Annotated in this window: 16 protein-coding genes; 6 read left to right on the forward strand and 10 right to left on the reverse strand. The window is 47.4% G+C overall.

All coding sequences use genetic code 11. The features are described 5' to 3' along the window. Nucleotide 1 precedes the first annotated feature (1 nt). Nucleotides 2-466: a DUF3855 domain-containing protein gene (locus CTN_RS08485; protein WP_231556105.1), complete on the forward strand. Its 465-nt coding sequence runs from the start codon at nucleotides 2-4 to the stop codon at nucleotides 464-466. 9 nt (nucleotides 467-475) lie between these two features. Next, the gene (tsaB, locus tag CTN_RS08490; RefSeq protein ID WP_015920115.1) at nucleotides 476-1,099 is read left to right on the forward strand and encodes a tRNA (adenosine(37)-N6)-threonylcarbamoyltransferase complex dimerization subunit type 1 TsaB; all 624 of its coding nucleotides are present in this window, start codon (nucleotides 476-478) and stop codon (nucleotides 1,097-1,099) included. 6 nt (nucleotides 1,100-1,105) lie between these two features. Here the strand turns inward: tsaB and CTN_RS08495 are convergent, their stop codons facing one another. Then, complete coding sequence (locus CTN_RS08495; RefSeq protein WP_041437802.1) at nucleotides 1,106-3,484, reverse strand: ATP-dependent Clp protease ATP-binding subunit; 2,379 nt, start codon at nucleotides 3,482-3,484, stop codon at nucleotides 1,106-1,108. A gap of 262 nt (nucleotides 3,485-3,746) precedes the next feature. Between CTN_RS08495 and rsmH the strand changes: the two genes are divergently transcribed. The 3 genes from rsmH to CTN_RS08510 are packed head-to-tail and all read left to right on the forward strand — an operon-like array spanning nucleotide 3,747 to nucleotide 6,666. Continuing rightward, nucleotides 3,747-4,649, forward strand: a complete 903-nt coding sequence (gene rsmH, locus CTN_RS08500; RefSeq protein WP_015920117.1) for a 16S rRNA (cytosine(1402)-N(4))-methyltransferase RsmH — start codon at nucleotides 3,747-3,749, stop codon at nucleotides 4,647-4,649. Beyond that, the gene (locus CTN_RS09945; RefSeq protein WP_162527308.1) at nucleotides 4,615-4,905 is read left to right on the forward strand and encodes a hypothetical protein; all 291 of its coding nucleotides are present in this window, start codon (nucleotides 4,615-4,617) and stop codon (nucleotides 4,903-4,905) included. The genes rsmH and CTN_RS09945 overlap by 35 nt, the downstream gene beginning before the upstream one ends. 9 nt (nucleotides 4,906-4,914) lie before the next feature. Continuing rightward, on the forward strand, nucleotides 4,915-6,666 hold the full coding sequence (locus CTN_RS08510) for a penicillin-binding transpeptidase domain-containing protein (RefSeq protein WP_015920119.1): 1,752 nt from the start codon (nucleotides 4,915-4,917) through the stop codon (nucleotides 6,664-6,666). Here the strand turns inward: CTN_RS08510 and trxB are convergent. From trxB to rplI, 7 genes are read right to left on the reverse strand one after another with little or no spacing between them, the layout of a single operon-like run. After that, entirely contained in the window at nucleotides 6,657-7,610 is a 954-nt protein-coding gene (trxB, locus tag CTN_RS08515; RefSeq protein WP_015920120.1) for a thioredoxin-disulfide reductase, read from the reverse strand. The two genes, CTN_RS08510 and trxB, sit on opposite strands and share 10 nt — an antisense overlap. A 6-nt stretch (nucleotides 7,611-7,616) precedes the next feature. Next, the gene (pdo, locus tag CTN_RS08520; RefSeq protein ID WP_015920121.1) at nucleotides 7,617-8,282 is read right to left on the reverse strand and encodes a protein disulfide oxidoreductase; all 666 of its coding nucleotides are present in this window, start codon (nucleotides 8,280-8,282) and stop codon (nucleotides 7,617-7,619) included. A gap of 29 nt (nucleotides 8,283-8,311) precedes the next feature. Continuing rightward, nucleotides 8,312-8,794 carry a hypothetical protein gene (locus tag CTN_RS08525; RefSeq protein WP_015920122.1) on the reverse strand — a complete coding sequence of 161 codons (483 nt, stop codon included), beginning with the start codon at nucleotides 8,792-8,794 and terminating at the stop codon, nucleotides 8,312-8,314. Next, nucleotides 8,791-9,711, reverse strand: a complete 921-nt coding sequence (locus tag CTN_RS08530; protein ID WP_038068014.1) for an SPFH domain-containing protein — start codon at nucleotides 9,709-9,711, stop codon at nucleotides 8,791-8,793. Before CTN_RS08530 ends, CTN_RS08525 begins: the two co-directional genes overlap by 4 nt. 13 nt (nucleotides 9,712-9,724) lie before the next feature. After that, nucleotides 9,725-10,147, reverse strand: a complete 423-nt coding sequence (locus tag CTN_RS08535) for an NfeD family protein (RefSeq protein WP_038068016.1) — start codon at nucleotides 10,145-10,147, stop codon at nucleotides 9,725-9,727. Nucleotides 10,148-10,158: 11 nt separating this feature from the next. Continuing rightward, nucleotides 10,159-11,001 carry a ribonuclease Z gene (rnz, locus tag CTN_RS08540; RefSeq protein ID WP_015920125.1) on the reverse strand — a complete coding sequence of 281 codons (843 nt, stop codon included), beginning with the start codon at nucleotides 10,999-11,001 and terminating at the stop codon, nucleotides 10,159-10,161. Then, entirely contained in the window at nucleotides 10,998-11,447 is a 450-nt protein-coding gene (gene rplI, locus CTN_RS08545; RefSeq protein WP_015920126.1) for a 50S ribosomal protein L9, read from the reverse strand. The genes rnz and rplI overlap by 4 nt, the downstream gene beginning before the upstream one ends. Nucleotides 11,448-11,528: 81 nt before the next feature. Here rplI and CTN_RS08550 point away from each other — a divergent pair, with 81 nt between their 5' ends. Further along, complete coding sequence (locus CTN_RS08550) at nucleotides 11,529-12,593, forward strand: glucose-1-phosphate thymidylyltransferase (RefSeq protein WP_038068019.1); 1,065 nt, start codon at nucleotides 11,529-11,531, stop codon at nucleotides 12,591-12,593. A 20-nt stretch (nucleotides 12,594-12,613) separates the two neighbouring features. Here CTN_RS08550 and secF read toward each other — a convergent pair whose 3' ends face one another. Together secF and secD are read right to left on the reverse strand one after the other, a co-directional pair. After that, nucleotides 12,614-13,492, reverse strand: a complete 879-nt coding sequence (gene secF, locus CTN_RS08555; protein ID WP_015920128.1) for a protein translocase subunit SecF — start codon at nucleotides 13,490-13,492, stop codon at nucleotides 12,614-12,616. Beyond that, on the reverse strand, nucleotides 13,489-14,886 hold the full coding sequence (gene secD / locus CTN_RS08560) for a protein translocase subunit SecD (RefSeq protein WP_015920129.1): 1,398 nt from the start codon (nucleotides 14,884-14,886) through the stop codon (nucleotides 13,489-13,491). Before secD ends, secF begins: the two co-directional genes overlap by 4 nt. Nucleotides 14,887-14,889 lie beyond the last annotated feature (3 nt).

The raw sequence follows: 14,889 nt of genomic DNA on the forward strand, positions 1-14,889 counted from the left end.
GATGGACAGTCTGGAGATCTTCTACCGGAGAAAGGACAAAGATACCAGAGACCTCGAGAGGAAAATCAGGGAGATCTTGCGAGAAACTGGTATCACTCTAGATGTTGTGAACTCGGAGTCGGCAGGAAGGATATTTCTCAGGATCAACGTTCTGGAAGATCAGGAACAAATTCCGAGTTTTATTTTGAAGGCCTTAATCCCGGAAACCGATGCCACCAGGCTTCCCCTCGGAGAGTGGGCAACCCTGAACGTCTTTGTGGAAGAAGCCTCTTATCTGGAAGATTACGATTATATGAAGATACACTCAGATGGTAACAGATACACACTCTACGTACCGTACTCCGCTGTGAAAAGCAAAAACAGAGATGAAGTGGTGGCAGACTTCATGAAGTACTTTTTTGAAACAAAAGGCTGGGATCCAGGAAACTATGAGTTCTTCGTTCAGGAAGTGGACAGCATAATATGAGGTGAAAAAATGATCGTGCTGGCGCTGGATACCTCTCAAAGAATAAGGGTTGGTCTGAAAAGAGATGAAGATGTAATCGAAGTCTCCTACACAGGGCAGAGAAAACACGCAGAGGTGCTGCCTGTTCTGATAGAGAGACTTTTGAGTGAAAATGGTATCTCTGTAAAAGATCTGAGCGCTGTGGGAGTGGGTATCGGTCCTGGAACACTGACCGGACTCAGGGTTGGAATCGCAACCATTATAGGGATGGCGGCTCCTTTCGATATTCCCGTTGTTCCTTTGAACTCTTTCGAAATGGCCGTGAAGAGTCTTCCTATCGATGGCACGGTCCTTGTTTCCAAAAGGGCACGTAAGGGCTATCGTTACCTTGCAGTCTACTCGAAACAGAAAGACCTCTTGAACACCATCAAAGAACCTGCTGTTCTCTCAGACGAGGAGGTTCAGAAGATCCTGCGTGAGACAAAACCCTCCACCGTTCTGGAAGAAGAAATCTTCATATCACCGAAAGTGCTCGTTGAGGAAACAGAAAAGGCGTTTAAAGAAGGAAAATTTGTGCATTACTACGAAATAGAACCCCTCTACCTCCAAAAGTCCATAGCGGAGTTGAACTGGGAAAGAAAAAGAGGGGGATAGTCCCCCTCAATTTACTTTCTCAACTTCTCTTGCAACCTCGAGTATCAGTTTTTCACCGTCGAAGTCCACCCTTACCGTCTGACCTTCTTTGACCTCGCCTGCTATGATCATCCTGGCCAGAGGTGTCTCTATCTCCCTTTCAATGAGCCTTCTCAGCGGTCTTGCTCCGAACGTTGGATCGTACCCTTTCTCTGCGAGGTACTCTTTTGCTGCATCGGTGATGGTCAGTCTTATGTTTCTGTCCTTCAAACGACCTTCGAGTCTCTTCAACATGATCTCCACTATCTGTTTCATGTGTTCCTTGGTGAGTGGTTTGAACACGACCACGTGGTCTATCCTGTTTATGAACTCCGGTCTGAAGTAGTGTTTCAACTCCTCCCTCACTTTTTCCTCGATCTCCTCAAAGCTTTTACCTTCTCTGACGAAGTTCAGGATGAGATCGCTTGCTATGTTGCTCGTCATTATTATGATCGTGTTTTTGAAATCCACGACGTTTCCTTTGGCATCGGTCAGTCTGCCATCATCCATGATCTGAAGCAGTATGTTGAACACGTCCGGATGAGCCTTTTCTATTTCGTCAAGCAGGATCACACTGTACGGCCTTCTTCTCACAGCCTCTGTGAGCTGACCACCTTCTTCGTATCCTACGTAACCCGGTGGTGCTCCAATCAGTTTGGAAACGGCATGCTTTTCCATGTATTCACTCATGTCGATTCGAATGAGGGCGTTTTCACTTCCAAAGAGCACCTCAGCGAGTGTTTTTGCGAGTTCTGTTTTTCCAACCCCTGTTGGTCCCAAAAAGAGGAACGTTCCAACAGGCCTGTTTGGATCTTTTATCCCCGCGCGTGCTTTCCTTATGGCATCTGCCACAACCCTGACGGCCTCTTCCTGATCCACCAGTCTCTGATGTATGATCTCTTCAAGTTTGAGCAACTTCTCCTTCTCCGACTCCACTATCCTGGACACGGGCACACCAGACCAGGATTCCACAACTTCCGCTATTTTCTCCGCTGTGACGACCGGTCTTCCACTCTTCAAGGACTCGTATTCGCTCTTCAGTCTGAAAAGTTCTTTCTTGAGATCCGCAGCTTCTTTGTACTGGGACCTCACGGTGAGCTCGTCGATTCTGTTCTCGAGCTCTTTTATCTTTCTTTCGAGTTCCTGAAGCCTTGCCTCATCCTTTTCCTGTTTTGAGAAGCCCAGTTTCACCCTCGCAGCCGCTTCATCCAGCAGGTCGATCGCCTTGTCCGGGAGGAATCTGTCTGTTATGTATCTTGCAGAAAGCTTTGCAGCGGCCTCTATTGCTTCGTCTTCTATTTTGACCTTGTGATGTTCTTCATAAACCCTCTTGAGACCTTTCAGGATCTCTATTGTTTCTTCCACACTGGGTTCTTTCACCAGAACCGGCTGAAATCTTCTTGCGAGCGCTTTGTCCTTTTCTATGTGTTTTCTGTATTCATCCAGCGTGGTCGCTCCTATGACCCTGATCTCACCTCGGGCAAGGGCAGGTTTCAACATGTTGGCAGCATCCATTGCCCCTTCAGCTGCTCCCGCTCCAACTATGGTATGGATTTCGTCGATGAACAGAATGGTTTTTTCTTTCTGTTTCATCACTTCGTCGAGGAAGGATTTCAGCCTTTCTTCGAACTCACCTCTGTACTTGGTACCAGCTATCATCCTGCCAAGGTCGACCATCAACACACGCACATCTTTCAAAGGATCGGGCACTTTTCCTTCCACGATCCTCTGCGCAAGTCCCTCCACGATGGCTGTCTTTCCAACTCCAGGATCTCCGATGAGTATCGGGTTGTTTTTCGTTCGCCTCATCAAAATCTCGATCACGCGCTCGATCTCTTTTTCCCTTCCTATAATGGGACCAATCTTTCCTTCCCTGGCAAGCTTCGTCAGATCTGTGGCAAACGCCGTGATCGGTGATTGCTTATCCATAAACTCATCTTCGTGCTCTTTCACTTTCTGAAGCACCCTTTCGTAGTCCACTCCGTACTTTTTGAGAACGCGCGCTGCATGCGTTGAACCGTCCCTCAGGAGTCCCAGAAGGAAGTGAAGAGGCCCCACGTCTTTCTGCTTGAAGAGCCTGGCTTCCTTTCTTGCCAGTTCCAGGATGTACGAAAGTTCCCTGGAAACGTACACCTGATCGGAGAATCCATAGAATATTCCGTACTGGGAATCGATGTAGCTCTCCAGTTCGTCGGCGATCTCTTCCGTGTTCACATTGAGTTCTTCCAGTATCTTTGTGACCTCGTTTTCGTCGTACAGGAGCTGAAGGAGAATGTGCTCAGGTCTGAGTAAATTCTGGTTCCTGTCCTTAAGATCCTCTACACTCTTTTCAAAGATATCCTTCATCTTGTCGTTCAGGTTTCTCATACGTCTCACCTCCGGTGAAATATATTAGCACTTAATTATTAAGAATGATAAACAAAAAAGTAACAATAAGCAACGACGCCGTCTTCTTCCTCCAACACAACAGGTATACACCTGTGTATCAAACTATTCATACCGATAATTCCCACCAGAAGACCGTTTTGGATACTTCGAATTATGTTCGTCATTTTTTGACTTTTATGTAAAAACACGTTATAATTTCCTGCAAGCGAAGTCCAATCCCACCATCCAGAGGTGTAAGAAGATGAGAAAATACACCCACTACCATATTCCAGTAATGGTTCGAGAAGTGATCGAATATCTGAAACCTGAGGATGAAAAGATCATTCTGGATTGTACGGTGGGAGAAGGAGGACACGCACGGGCGATTCTGGAACACTGTCCTGGTTGCAAACTTATCGGGATAGACGTTGATTCAGAGGTTCTTCAAATCGCTGAGAAGAAGCTAAAGGATTTTTCCGATCGAGTGAGTCTTTTCAAAGCCTCTTACAGAGATGCAGATTTCTTACTCAAAACTCTTGAAATTGAAAAAGTGGACGGAATACTGCTGGATCTTGGTGTTTCAACCTATCAATTGAAGGGAGAGAACAGAGGTTTCACCTTCGAAAGAGAAGAGCCACTCGACATGCGTATGGATCTGGAAAGCGAGATAACAGCCCAGAAGGTACTGAATGAACTGAGCGAAGAGGAACTGGCCCGTATCATCTTCGAGTATGGAGAAGAGAAAAGATACGCAAGGAGAATAGCAAGAAAGATCGTAGAAAACAGGCCCCTCAATACCACTCTCGATCTTGTAAAAGCTGTAAGCGAAGCTCTTCCCTCCCATGAGATAAGGCGTCGAAAGAGACATTTCGCCACCAGAACGTTCCAGGCAATAAGGATATACGTCAACAGAGAACTTGAGAATTTGAGGGAATTCCTCCTGAACAAGGCAGAGAAGCTTTTGAGGGTCGGTGGCAGGATAGTGGTGATCTCTTTTCATTCTCTGGAAGACAGGATAGTAAAGGAGGCTTTCAGAAATTCCAGAAAACTCCGTATTCTGACGGAAAAACCAGTGCGTCCTTCTGAAGAAGAAGTGAGAGAGAATCCTCGTTCCAGAAGTGCTCGTTTGCGTGCAGCGGAGCTTGTGGAGGAAGGAGGAGATTGAACTGCCAGCGAAGGTAAACCAGAAGTCAAGGGTTCTTGTATTCTCTCATCAACTCGTCTTTACGATCATCATGGTCGTCATGTTGATATTCATGGGAATAACAGCGTTGAGAATGGGGGTTCTGACGTTTCAACTGACACAGGCCAACAGACAGCTGGAGATCAAGATAGAAGAGATGAAAACAACGTATCAAACTCTGAGAGAAGAATTCAACCACATTTCCTCCTATTTCGATGTTGTGCATCCTGCGGAGTGAAAGAATTAGATGGAGAAAAGGCTGACTCTGCTTCTGGCAGTGTTTGCGTTGTTTCTGGCGGTCTCGTTCATAAACCTTTTCTTCTTTCCCCCTGCAGGACAGAAGTCCCACTGGTATGTTTCAATCCCTCCAAAGCGCGGTAGTATTCTGGACGCGAAAGGAAGAAAGATCGCTTACGATTCCCCGGTGTACGTTGCATATCTGGATGTTGAATTCTTCAAAAGACAACATGGTAGCAAAAGTGCTCTTGAAAGGACTCTGAAGGCCTGTGGTATCGAAAAAGATCCGGAAGAAGTCCTGAAGTACAGATTCTACAGACTAACAGAGGCAGAGGATAAGGAAAGCGTCCTGAAAAGGCTTGATCCCGACATCCTACCTTTTGTCAGCCTGGAAGTGGAGTACAGAAGAAAAAAGTTTCAAGACTACAGCACAGGTGTGTTGATAGGTGCGGTTTTGAACGGTCAAGGAAAAGGTGGCGTTGAAGGTTTCTTCGACGACGCTTTAAAAGGAAAGAGAAAGGGCACCTTGGAGTTTCTCTACAAAGGTGCAAGGCTCTCTCCAGTGCTCACCGATTACGTCCTTCCAGAGGATGGCCAGGATGTCCATCTATCCATAGACCTGGATCTTCAAAGGCATGTCTACAGAATAATTTCCGATGCGGTGAAAGAATTCTCCGCGGAGGCAGGACACGCCATTGTCATGGAATCTAAGACAGGAAAGATTCTATCGATGGTGACCACAAGAGACTGGAACGACCTAATCGGCGGTTACATCGAACCCGGCTCCACCATAAAACCTGTGGTTTATGCCATCGCTCTTGAGACAAAGTCTGCTTCGCCGTCCTTCTCCGTAGAATGTGAGGGGATGATAAAACCGGTTGAGAACCTGAACATCATCATAAGAGACATAGAAGAACATGGAAAAGTGGACTTTCTCACGGGAATCGTAAAGTCCTGTAACGTTATGAGTGTGAGGGTGGGAGATCTGATCGTAAGGCACATAGGAGTTGAAGGATTCTACGAGTGGCTGAAAAAAGCAGGTTTTGGTGAAAAAACAGGAATGGAAATGGAAGGGGAAATCGATGGGGTACTGAGAAATCCAAAAGAGTGGTCACTCATAGATCCAGCGGAGATCTCCATAGGCCAGGGAATCGGGGTCACACCCGTTCAACTTGTGGCTTTTCTCAACGTGTTTGCCAACGGTGGATACTGGATAAAACCATCCATTTTGAAAGAAAGCCCCGTTCAGAAGAGGAAAGTCTTTTCTGAAACAACAGCAGAGACGATCAAGAAAGCCATGATAGAAGTCGTTGAAGAAGGCACGGGAAAACTCGCACAGGTCAGAGGATTGGAAATCGCTGGCAAAACCGGAACGGCCCAGAAAGCCGTTGGAGGAAAATACCAGAATCTCTACCACTCACTCTTTGTAGGTTTCTTCCCTGCAGATGATCCCAAATACACAATAATGGTGCATCTGGACAGTCCCTCCGAAGCGTTCTATGGGGGTGATGTTGCCGCTCCTGTGTTTAGAAAGATAGTGGAACTTCTAACGGAAAAAGAGAAGAAAAAAATAACCCTCATAAGAGGTCTAATGCCCGATCTAGTGGGCCTGCCGGTGAGAGATGCCCTCCTTGTGCTGGAAGAGCTCGGTATCGAGGATGTAGAACTGAAAGATAAAGGGTGGATGGTGTCCGATCAGACACCCCCACCCGATCATCCACTGGAAGGAAAGGTTGTTTTGATCCTGGGTAATCAGAAGTAATGCTTTGCGGCATGTTCCACCGCTATGGCCCCGTCTGCAACGGCTGTTACGATCTGTCTGAGGTTTTTCTTCCTCACGTCCCCAACAGCGTACAGACCTTTGATACTTGTTTCCATGTTTTCGTCCGTTATGACGTAACCGTAAGGATCCAGTTCCACGAGTCCTTCGAGCAGTTTGGAGTTGGGATCCAGTCCTATGAATATGAACACCCCATCTGCTTTCAGCACCTTCGTTTCGCCGGTCTTCACGTTCTCTATGACGACCTCTTCAACCCTGTCCTTTCCCCGTATCTCCTTCACCGTGGAATTGTAAATCACCTCTATCTTCGGATTGCTCAACACCCTTTCCTGGAGAACCTTCGCCGCAGTGAGGGTCTCCAGAAGCTGGACCATGGTGATCTTGTTTACAATATTGGAGAGAAAGATCGATTCATCGCACGCGCTGTCTCCTCCTCCAACAACCACAATGTCCTTTCCTGCAAACAGATACCCATCACACGTTGCACAGTAAGAGACTCCCCTTCCGAAAAACTCCTTTTCTCCGGGAACGTTCAGCCTCTTTGGATTGGCACCCGTTGCAACGATCACCACAGGTGCCTCTATCCTCTTACCGTCATCCAGTTCGACCACTTTTTTATCCTCTTTGACTTCCAGTTTTACAACTTCTGCGTTGTAAATTTCTGCCCCAAAGCTTTCCGCGTGTTCCTTGAACTTCGATGCGAGTTCCTCACCGGATATCTTTGGAAAGCCCGGGTAGTTTTCAACCAGGTGGGTGAGATTCACGTACCCACCCTCAATTGCTTTTTCAACAACAAGAACAGACAGTCCCGCCCTTCTTGCATATATGGCAGAAGCAAGACCTGCTGGTCCGGCACCGACAACCACTATGTCGTATTTATCCTTGATCTCTTTTTTCTTCACAGAACCCGTGTCAAAGAAGACCACATTTCATCACCCCTTTGCAAGCCTCAAAACCTCATTTATGAACTCCTTCTCAGGATAGGCTCCTACGAAGAACTTTGAAGGATCTCTGTTCACCACGATGTGCGGGACAGAGGAAACACCGAATTTCTCACTCAATTCCCAGTATTCGTTCGCCTCGATCATCTCTCCAATGATCTTGTCGCTTGCCATAGCCATGTTGTGGGCCATCAGAACCGCCCTTGGACAGTAAGGACACGTCGGGGTGACGAACACGCTTATCCTTATCGGCTCTTCAAGATTCTGGAGTTTCTGGATGCTTTCCTCAGAAAGCTGTGGTTTTCCCTTTGAAACGGTGATGATATCCTGTATGAGCGTGCCAAATTCATGGCCCGAAGGAACACCGTAGAACCTTATGCCGTAGTCTTTTTCCTCTTCGGAGAGCAGAATTGTGGCAGGGACCAGTTCCACCTGGTACTTCTCGACAACTTCTTTTTCGGTGTCAAAATCGTGAACTTCGAGTTCAATCCTTGGATCGATGGAAACCAGCTCGTTGAGCACCTGTTCCGTGATTTCACAGTACTGACAGCGTGCTTTGTCATCGGTTTTGAAGAACAGCACCTTCACCTTTTTCTCCAGTTCTTTGTTGAAAAGATCCTTGAGATACGCCACGTCCTTTTCAGACAGAATACCCATTTTTTCACCTCCATTATTATTCTACCAAATTAGTCGAATTTATTTATTCCGTTCAGTAAACCGATTGTTACACCAAGGAGCAATATCGCTGGAACTATCAGAGGACTCTTCAGATCAACGTTCGAGAAGACGGCGTACAAACCAAAGAATTTCAGGGCAGGTTTCACGAAAGATCTGAACAGTCTCTTTCTGATCTGGTACAGGCTGAATTCCCTGTCGTTGTATTCGAAGGACAGAAACATGATGCGATACTGCTTGTCTATACCCATCAAAAAATGAGCGGATTCTCCAAGAAAAAAGAGTACAGCAAGAACGGCAACCAGAAATCGAAAAACCATGGAGTTGAAGACCCAGGAAAACAGGAAGATGAGTCCCAGAACAGTGAACTCGTTGAAAATCCTGAAAGCACTTAAGTCCAGTTTTTCCCTCTCTTTGAGGTAAAAGTAAGAGAAGAGAATGGAAGTGGCAAGTCCCACTCCACAGAACAGAAGTCCTTCAAAAAACCACGTCATTTCTCATCCCTCTTGTCCTCGCCCTTTTCTTTGAACATCTCCGAGATGACCCCCAGACTTGCAAGTATGGAACTTGCTTCGAACGGAAGGAATATTTTTGTCGCCTGGCCGTTCGCCATCTCTTTGAGGGTCTCCAGATACCTGACGGTGAGAAGATCCTTTGTTGGTCTGCCTTCGTGTATGGCACCAAAGACGAGTTTTATTGCCTCGGCCTGCCCACGCGCCTCGAGTATGAGTTTTTGCATGTTCGCTTCAGCAACTCGTTTTATCGCTTCGGCTTCTCCTTCTGCCCTCAGTATTGCTGCGTTCTTTTCACCTTCTGCCCTCAGGATCTGAGCCTGTTTGTAACCTTCAGCCTCTAGTATAGCCGCCCTTTTTGTTCTTTCAGCTTTCATCTGCTTACTCATGGCGTCTGTGATATCCTGAGGAGGATCTATCTTTTTGATCTCAACACGGGTGATCCTTACACCCCACTTGTCGGTAGCCTCATCGAGGACCGTTCTGAGCTTCATGTTTATCCTCTCTCTGGAAGTGAGTGTCTGATCCAGTTCCAGCTCTCCTATAACGTTTCTTAGATTGGTCTGAGCGAGTTTTATGGTGGCCATTTCAAAGTTACTCACGTTGTACACCACCTTGTAGGCATCCGTGATCTCGTAGTAGATGACAGCGTCGACGGTTACAACCACGTTGTCCCTCGTTATCACTTCCTGTGGTGGAACATCGATCACTTTCTCCCTCATATCGACTTTTATCATGCGTTCGAAGAACGGAATGATGAAGTGTATACCCGCTCCAACTTCCCTTTTGAACTTTCCAAGCCTTTCCACCAGACCACGTTCGTAAGGTCTCACTATTCTCAGAGAACTGGCGGCAACGATCACCAGAAACAGAACGATAACAACAAGGGCTATCAACATACCCCTCACCTCCTCAAACTTTTTTCACAACAACGTGGGCTCCTTCCACCTTCAGTATTTTCACGTGTTCGCCCTTTTCGATGACTTCCTCATCGTCTTCTGCAAATGCCCTCCACACGTCTCCGTTGATCTTCACAAGACCGGTTCCCTCTTTGTTGTTTATCGTTTCGATAACGAGCGCCACCTTACCAACGATCTCTTCAACGTGGATCTTCCTGGGAGATTCCCAGCTCTGAACCAGTCTCCTGGTAAAAAGAACCAGAACTATTGAAACAACGGCAAAGACGATTATCTGAATGTAAACACCCAGGTACAGGGATACCAGTGAAGCTGCGAGTGCTCCCACCCCGAACCAGAAAATGAAAAAGGTGGGTGTGAGGATCTCCGCTACCATGAGTATGACACCAAGAACAAGCCAGAATACCCACGCCTCCATATTATCCCCCCTCACATTTCGAACACTCTCCTCGGATCCATATAGGTGATTTCCACGTCAGGCAACATCTCCCTGTACTTTTTTATGACACTCCTGATACTTCTTATGTAGCGTGTTGAAATGTGGTAAAGGATCACCCTTTTCACACCCGCTTTCTTCACCGTTTCCATGACCTCGTCGATCGAAGCGTGGTTCTTGTACCTCCGGTCACGGGGATCGAGAAAGGTGCACTCGTGGATCAGAAGCTCTGTTCCCTCTACCTCTTCTGGATCGAGCGCCAGAGAATCACCGCTGATGGTGAGGATTTTCTTGTGATACTCCCTGGTTACAAAGTCCCGCCCCTTCTCCTTCACCAGTCTGGCGATCACTTTGCTGTCCAGTCCCTGAAATTCCTCCTTCAGTTTCCTTCTAACCTCGAAGATGTGATACCCGAAACTCACCTCGGTCGCCACATGTTTTGTTCTGAAAGGCTGAACGTACCGTTTGAAACCACCTGCATCCCGGAGAAACACCCTATCTCCTTCCTCCAGGGGATGAACGTTGAAGGAGAATCGAAGTTCGGGGTTTGCCTTTTTTATGAAACTGGTGTACTCCTCAACTGCTCTGTTTCCTTTGGGGTAAAAAACATCGAGCGGTTTTTCCCTGTCACCCATCCCGTTGTTTCTTATGTTCACAACACCCCACAATCCTGCTATGTGATCCACGTGACCGTGTGTGAGAAAGACGTACTTGAAGGCGTAAACCTTACTTCCAAGAGTGGTGGAAACTCCCTCTCCCGCATCGAAGAGAATCCGCTCCGGAGAGTAATAGATCCAGGTGGAAAAAAGAGCCTTTGAAAACCCTATTATGTTCATTCCTCTCTCTCCACCCTGATCTCTATTGTGTCCCTGACACCACCAGGCAGAATTACTTCCACCGAGTACTTTCCGATTTCTTTTATGGGTTTGTCCAGTTTGAACCATTTTTTGTCGAGGCTCAGACCGGTGAGTTTTGAAATCTCTTCCGCAAGAGTCGCTGCCGTAACGGCCCCGAAGATTTTCCCGGCTTCACCTGCCTTTGCTTTGATGACATGAGTCCTCTTTTTGAGCTCTTTCAGTATTCTTTCGCTTTCTTCCTTCTCACGCTCTTTCTTTCTTCTTTCCATCTCCTTTTCATGTTCTATTGCCTTTTCAAGACCTTTGGTGTACTCTCTGGCAAGGCCACGGGGAATGAGGTAGTTCCTCGCGTACCCATCGGAAACCTCCTTGATCTCACCCTTTTTCCCGATCTTTGGAACATCTTTCAGGAGTATCACTTTCAAGTTCGTTCACCTCCCAATAGTTTTTCCTTACTTATTCTATCATGGTCGATTGATATAATTTTTGAGAAAGGAGGTGTAATGGTGAAAAAAGCGATTGTGCTCTGTGCGGGAAAAGGTACCAGACTCAGGCCCCTGACGTTCACCACCGCAAAACATCTCATACCCATCGCAAACAGGCCCATCCTTTTCTACAGTCTGGAAAACATTGCACGGGCTGGAATCGAAGAAGTAGGAATCGTCGTGAGTCCTTACAACGCGGAGGAATTCAGAAAGGTTGTGGGGGACAACCCCTTCGGTCTGAAAATCACCTACATCGTTCAGGAAGAACCAAAAGGACTTGCCCACGCCGTCTGGGTCTCCAGGGACTTCCTCGGTGATGAAGACTTCATGATGTACCTTGGAGACAACCTTATCCTCGAAGATCTCAGAAAGTTCGTTGAAGATTTCGAGAGGTCAGACTATGCTGCCTCCATCCTGCTCTCACCGGTTAAAGACCCAACCCGTTTCGGTGTAGCCGTGATGGAAGGAGACAGGGTCGTAAAGGTCGTTGAAAAACCAAAGGTTCCTCCAAGTAACCTCGCCATCGTGGGGCTGTACCTTTTCAGAAACAGGATCTTCGAGGGTATAGAGAACATAAAACCCTCCTGGAGGGGTGAACTTGAGATAACCGACGCCATAGAGTATCTCATAGAAAAAGGTGAGAAGGTAAAAGGATACATCATCTACGGCTGGTGGAAGGATACGGGAAAACCCGATGATCTGCTGGAGGCCAACAGAAAAATCCTCATGGGAACAAACGAGGAGATCCTCGGTGAGGTGGACGACAAAACCACCATTCAGGGAGCAGTGATGATCGGAAAAAATTCCAGGGTTGTTAACTCACTGATCAGAGGCCCCGTGGTCATAGGTGAAAACTGCCTCATAAAGGATACTTACGTGGGACCTTACACATCCATCGGAAACAACGTGATCCTGGAAAGCTGTGAGATCGAAAACAGCATAGTGATGGACAGTTGCTCTATAGTGGGCATAGAAAAAAGGATAGACTCCTCCATTCTGGGAAAGGGAGTTTCGGTCAGAAGTTCTGCAAGAAGACCTGCAACTTTGAGTCTCATTCTGGGAGACATGAGCAGGGTGGAATTTTAAAAGAGGGGCTTTCGCCCCTCTCACTTTGACCATTTCACAACGATGGGGGAGACCACGTACAGAGAAGAGTAGGTTCCTATCACCGTCCCTATCGTCATTCCAAAGGCGAAAGGTTTTACGGCGTTTCCCGCAAACAGCAGCAAGACGAAGACGACGAAGAACGTGGTAAGAGAGGTGTTGATCGTTCTGGCAAGTACCTGGTTTATGCTCATGTTCACGATGTTAGCCATATTCCTTCCACGGTATCTCCTCATGTTCTCTCTGATCCTGTCCGAAAGAACGATGGTGTCGTTCAACGAATAGCCAAGCAGCGTCAGAAAGGCTGCAACGGCAGCCACGTTGATCTCGTACCCGAAGAGCGAGAAAAAGCCCATTGTGATGAGAACATCGTGAACGAGAGCAACGATCGCTGCCACACCGAACACGAATCTGAACCGTATGGTGATGTAGATGAGGAGAACCACCAGCGCCACCAAAATGGCTGTCCATGTACCCCTCCTGATCTCCTCTGCTGCTGTCCCACTGATTTCGTTGAAAGAAACAACCTTCCCCGGAAGAAGACTTTCGAGTTCTTTTTGAATTCTCTCCTTTTCATCTGGTTCGTAGGTTTTGGGAACGACTATCGAATACTTCAGAACGCTTGCAGGATCTCCCGCGGAGCGCACCTGAACGATCCTGGCCGTTGCGAATTCATCGGAGATCCGAGAGATCGCGTTTCTTATATCGGACTCTGTGATCTCCACGTTTTCAAAGCGCACGATGATTTCGGAGCCACCTGTGAACTCCACTCCGAAGTTGAAGCCTTTTGTGAATATCGAGACGAGAGAAACCACTATCAGTATCAGTGAAACCGTTATGAAGAACTTCGATTTTCCCATGAAATCGATCTCTCTTCTCATTGTTTGCTCCCTCCCTGAGCTTCTTCAACCCGGGGCGGTTTTATGAGAGGAGCGAGGCTGTCGAGGAGAAGTCTGCTGAACACGAGGTTCACAAAGATACTGCCGAGAACACCGATTATCAACGTGATGGCAAACCCCTTGATGGTTCCCGTTCCGAAATAGTAGAGTATGAGTCCGGTGAGGATGGTTGTGATGTTCGCATCCAGAATCGTCGAAAGCGATCTGTCGAAACCTGCCGCTATGGATGTCTTAACGGGTTTTCCTGATCTCATTTCTTCCTTTATTCTTTCGTATATGATCACATTCCCGTCCACCGTCGTTCCGATGGTGAGGATGATACCCGCTATACCGGGAAGGGTGAGTATGAACTTACCGGCTGCCATCACACCAAGAAGAAGTATCGTGTTGTAGATGAGGGCAAGGTCTGCAACAAGCCCCATCGTTCTGTAATAAACCAGCATGTACACAAGGACAAGGATAAGTCCCATTATTCCTGCTTTCAGAGAAGCATCGATCACGTCACGACCAAGAAGCGGCGCCACCCATCCAGAGGAGGTCTTCACAAGTCTTGCAGGTAAAGCACCACTTCTCAAAATGGCGGCAAGCTGTTTTGCCTCTTCGAGGGAGAAGTTTCCTGTTATCTCGGCCTTTCCATCCGGTATGATGGCAACAACCTGCCCTGCAAACTGCACAACGTCATCCAGAACGATCGCAAGCCTTTTCTTTGGATCGTAAGTACCTTCGGGAACGTAAAGGGCCTGTGTGATCTTTTTGAATTTGTCCACGTATTCTTTGGCAAGTTCAAACGAAACTTTGTAACCGTATCTTCCCGCTCTCGTTTCTACCTCTGGCCTGGCGTAGACGATCCGTGGTGCTTCAAGAACCAGGTCTTTCCTTCCCATTATCTCCTTCTTCACAAGGTACCATTTTCCGTCTCTTCCTTTGAGCCAGGTCGCCTTTTCTCTTTTAGCTTCAAGAGAGAGCTCTGGTACCTTGTAAGGATCTTCACCGTCGTATTCGTCCAGCACCTGGGCAAAATAGAGCACACCCGTTGAACCTATGAGTTTTTCTGCCTGAACGGTATCGGTTGCACCGGGTATTTCCACGACTATGTAGGATCTGTTCTCGCGGAACACTTTCTTCACGGACGCTTCAGTGTAGCCGGCCGCATCGAGCCTGTTTCTCAGAACCGTCCACACGTCGTCGACCACATCGGAAGGGGTCTCCGTTCCCTCTTCCACTTCAACGAGATACTCTATCCTCGCACCACCTTTTATATCCAGTCCAAGGCGAATGTTGGATGTCCATCCTCCCTTACTGGGCCAGAAGAGGGCCAGTAGAGCACCGACCAGTACGATCAGCACTACCACAAGCCTTACCCTGTCTCCCCTCATCGG

Source organism: Thermotoga neapolitana DSM 4359, assembly GCF_000018945.1.
GTDB classification, from domain to species: domain Bacteria; phylum Thermotogota; class Thermotogae; order Thermotogales; family Thermotogaceae; genus Thermotoga; species Thermotoga neapolitana.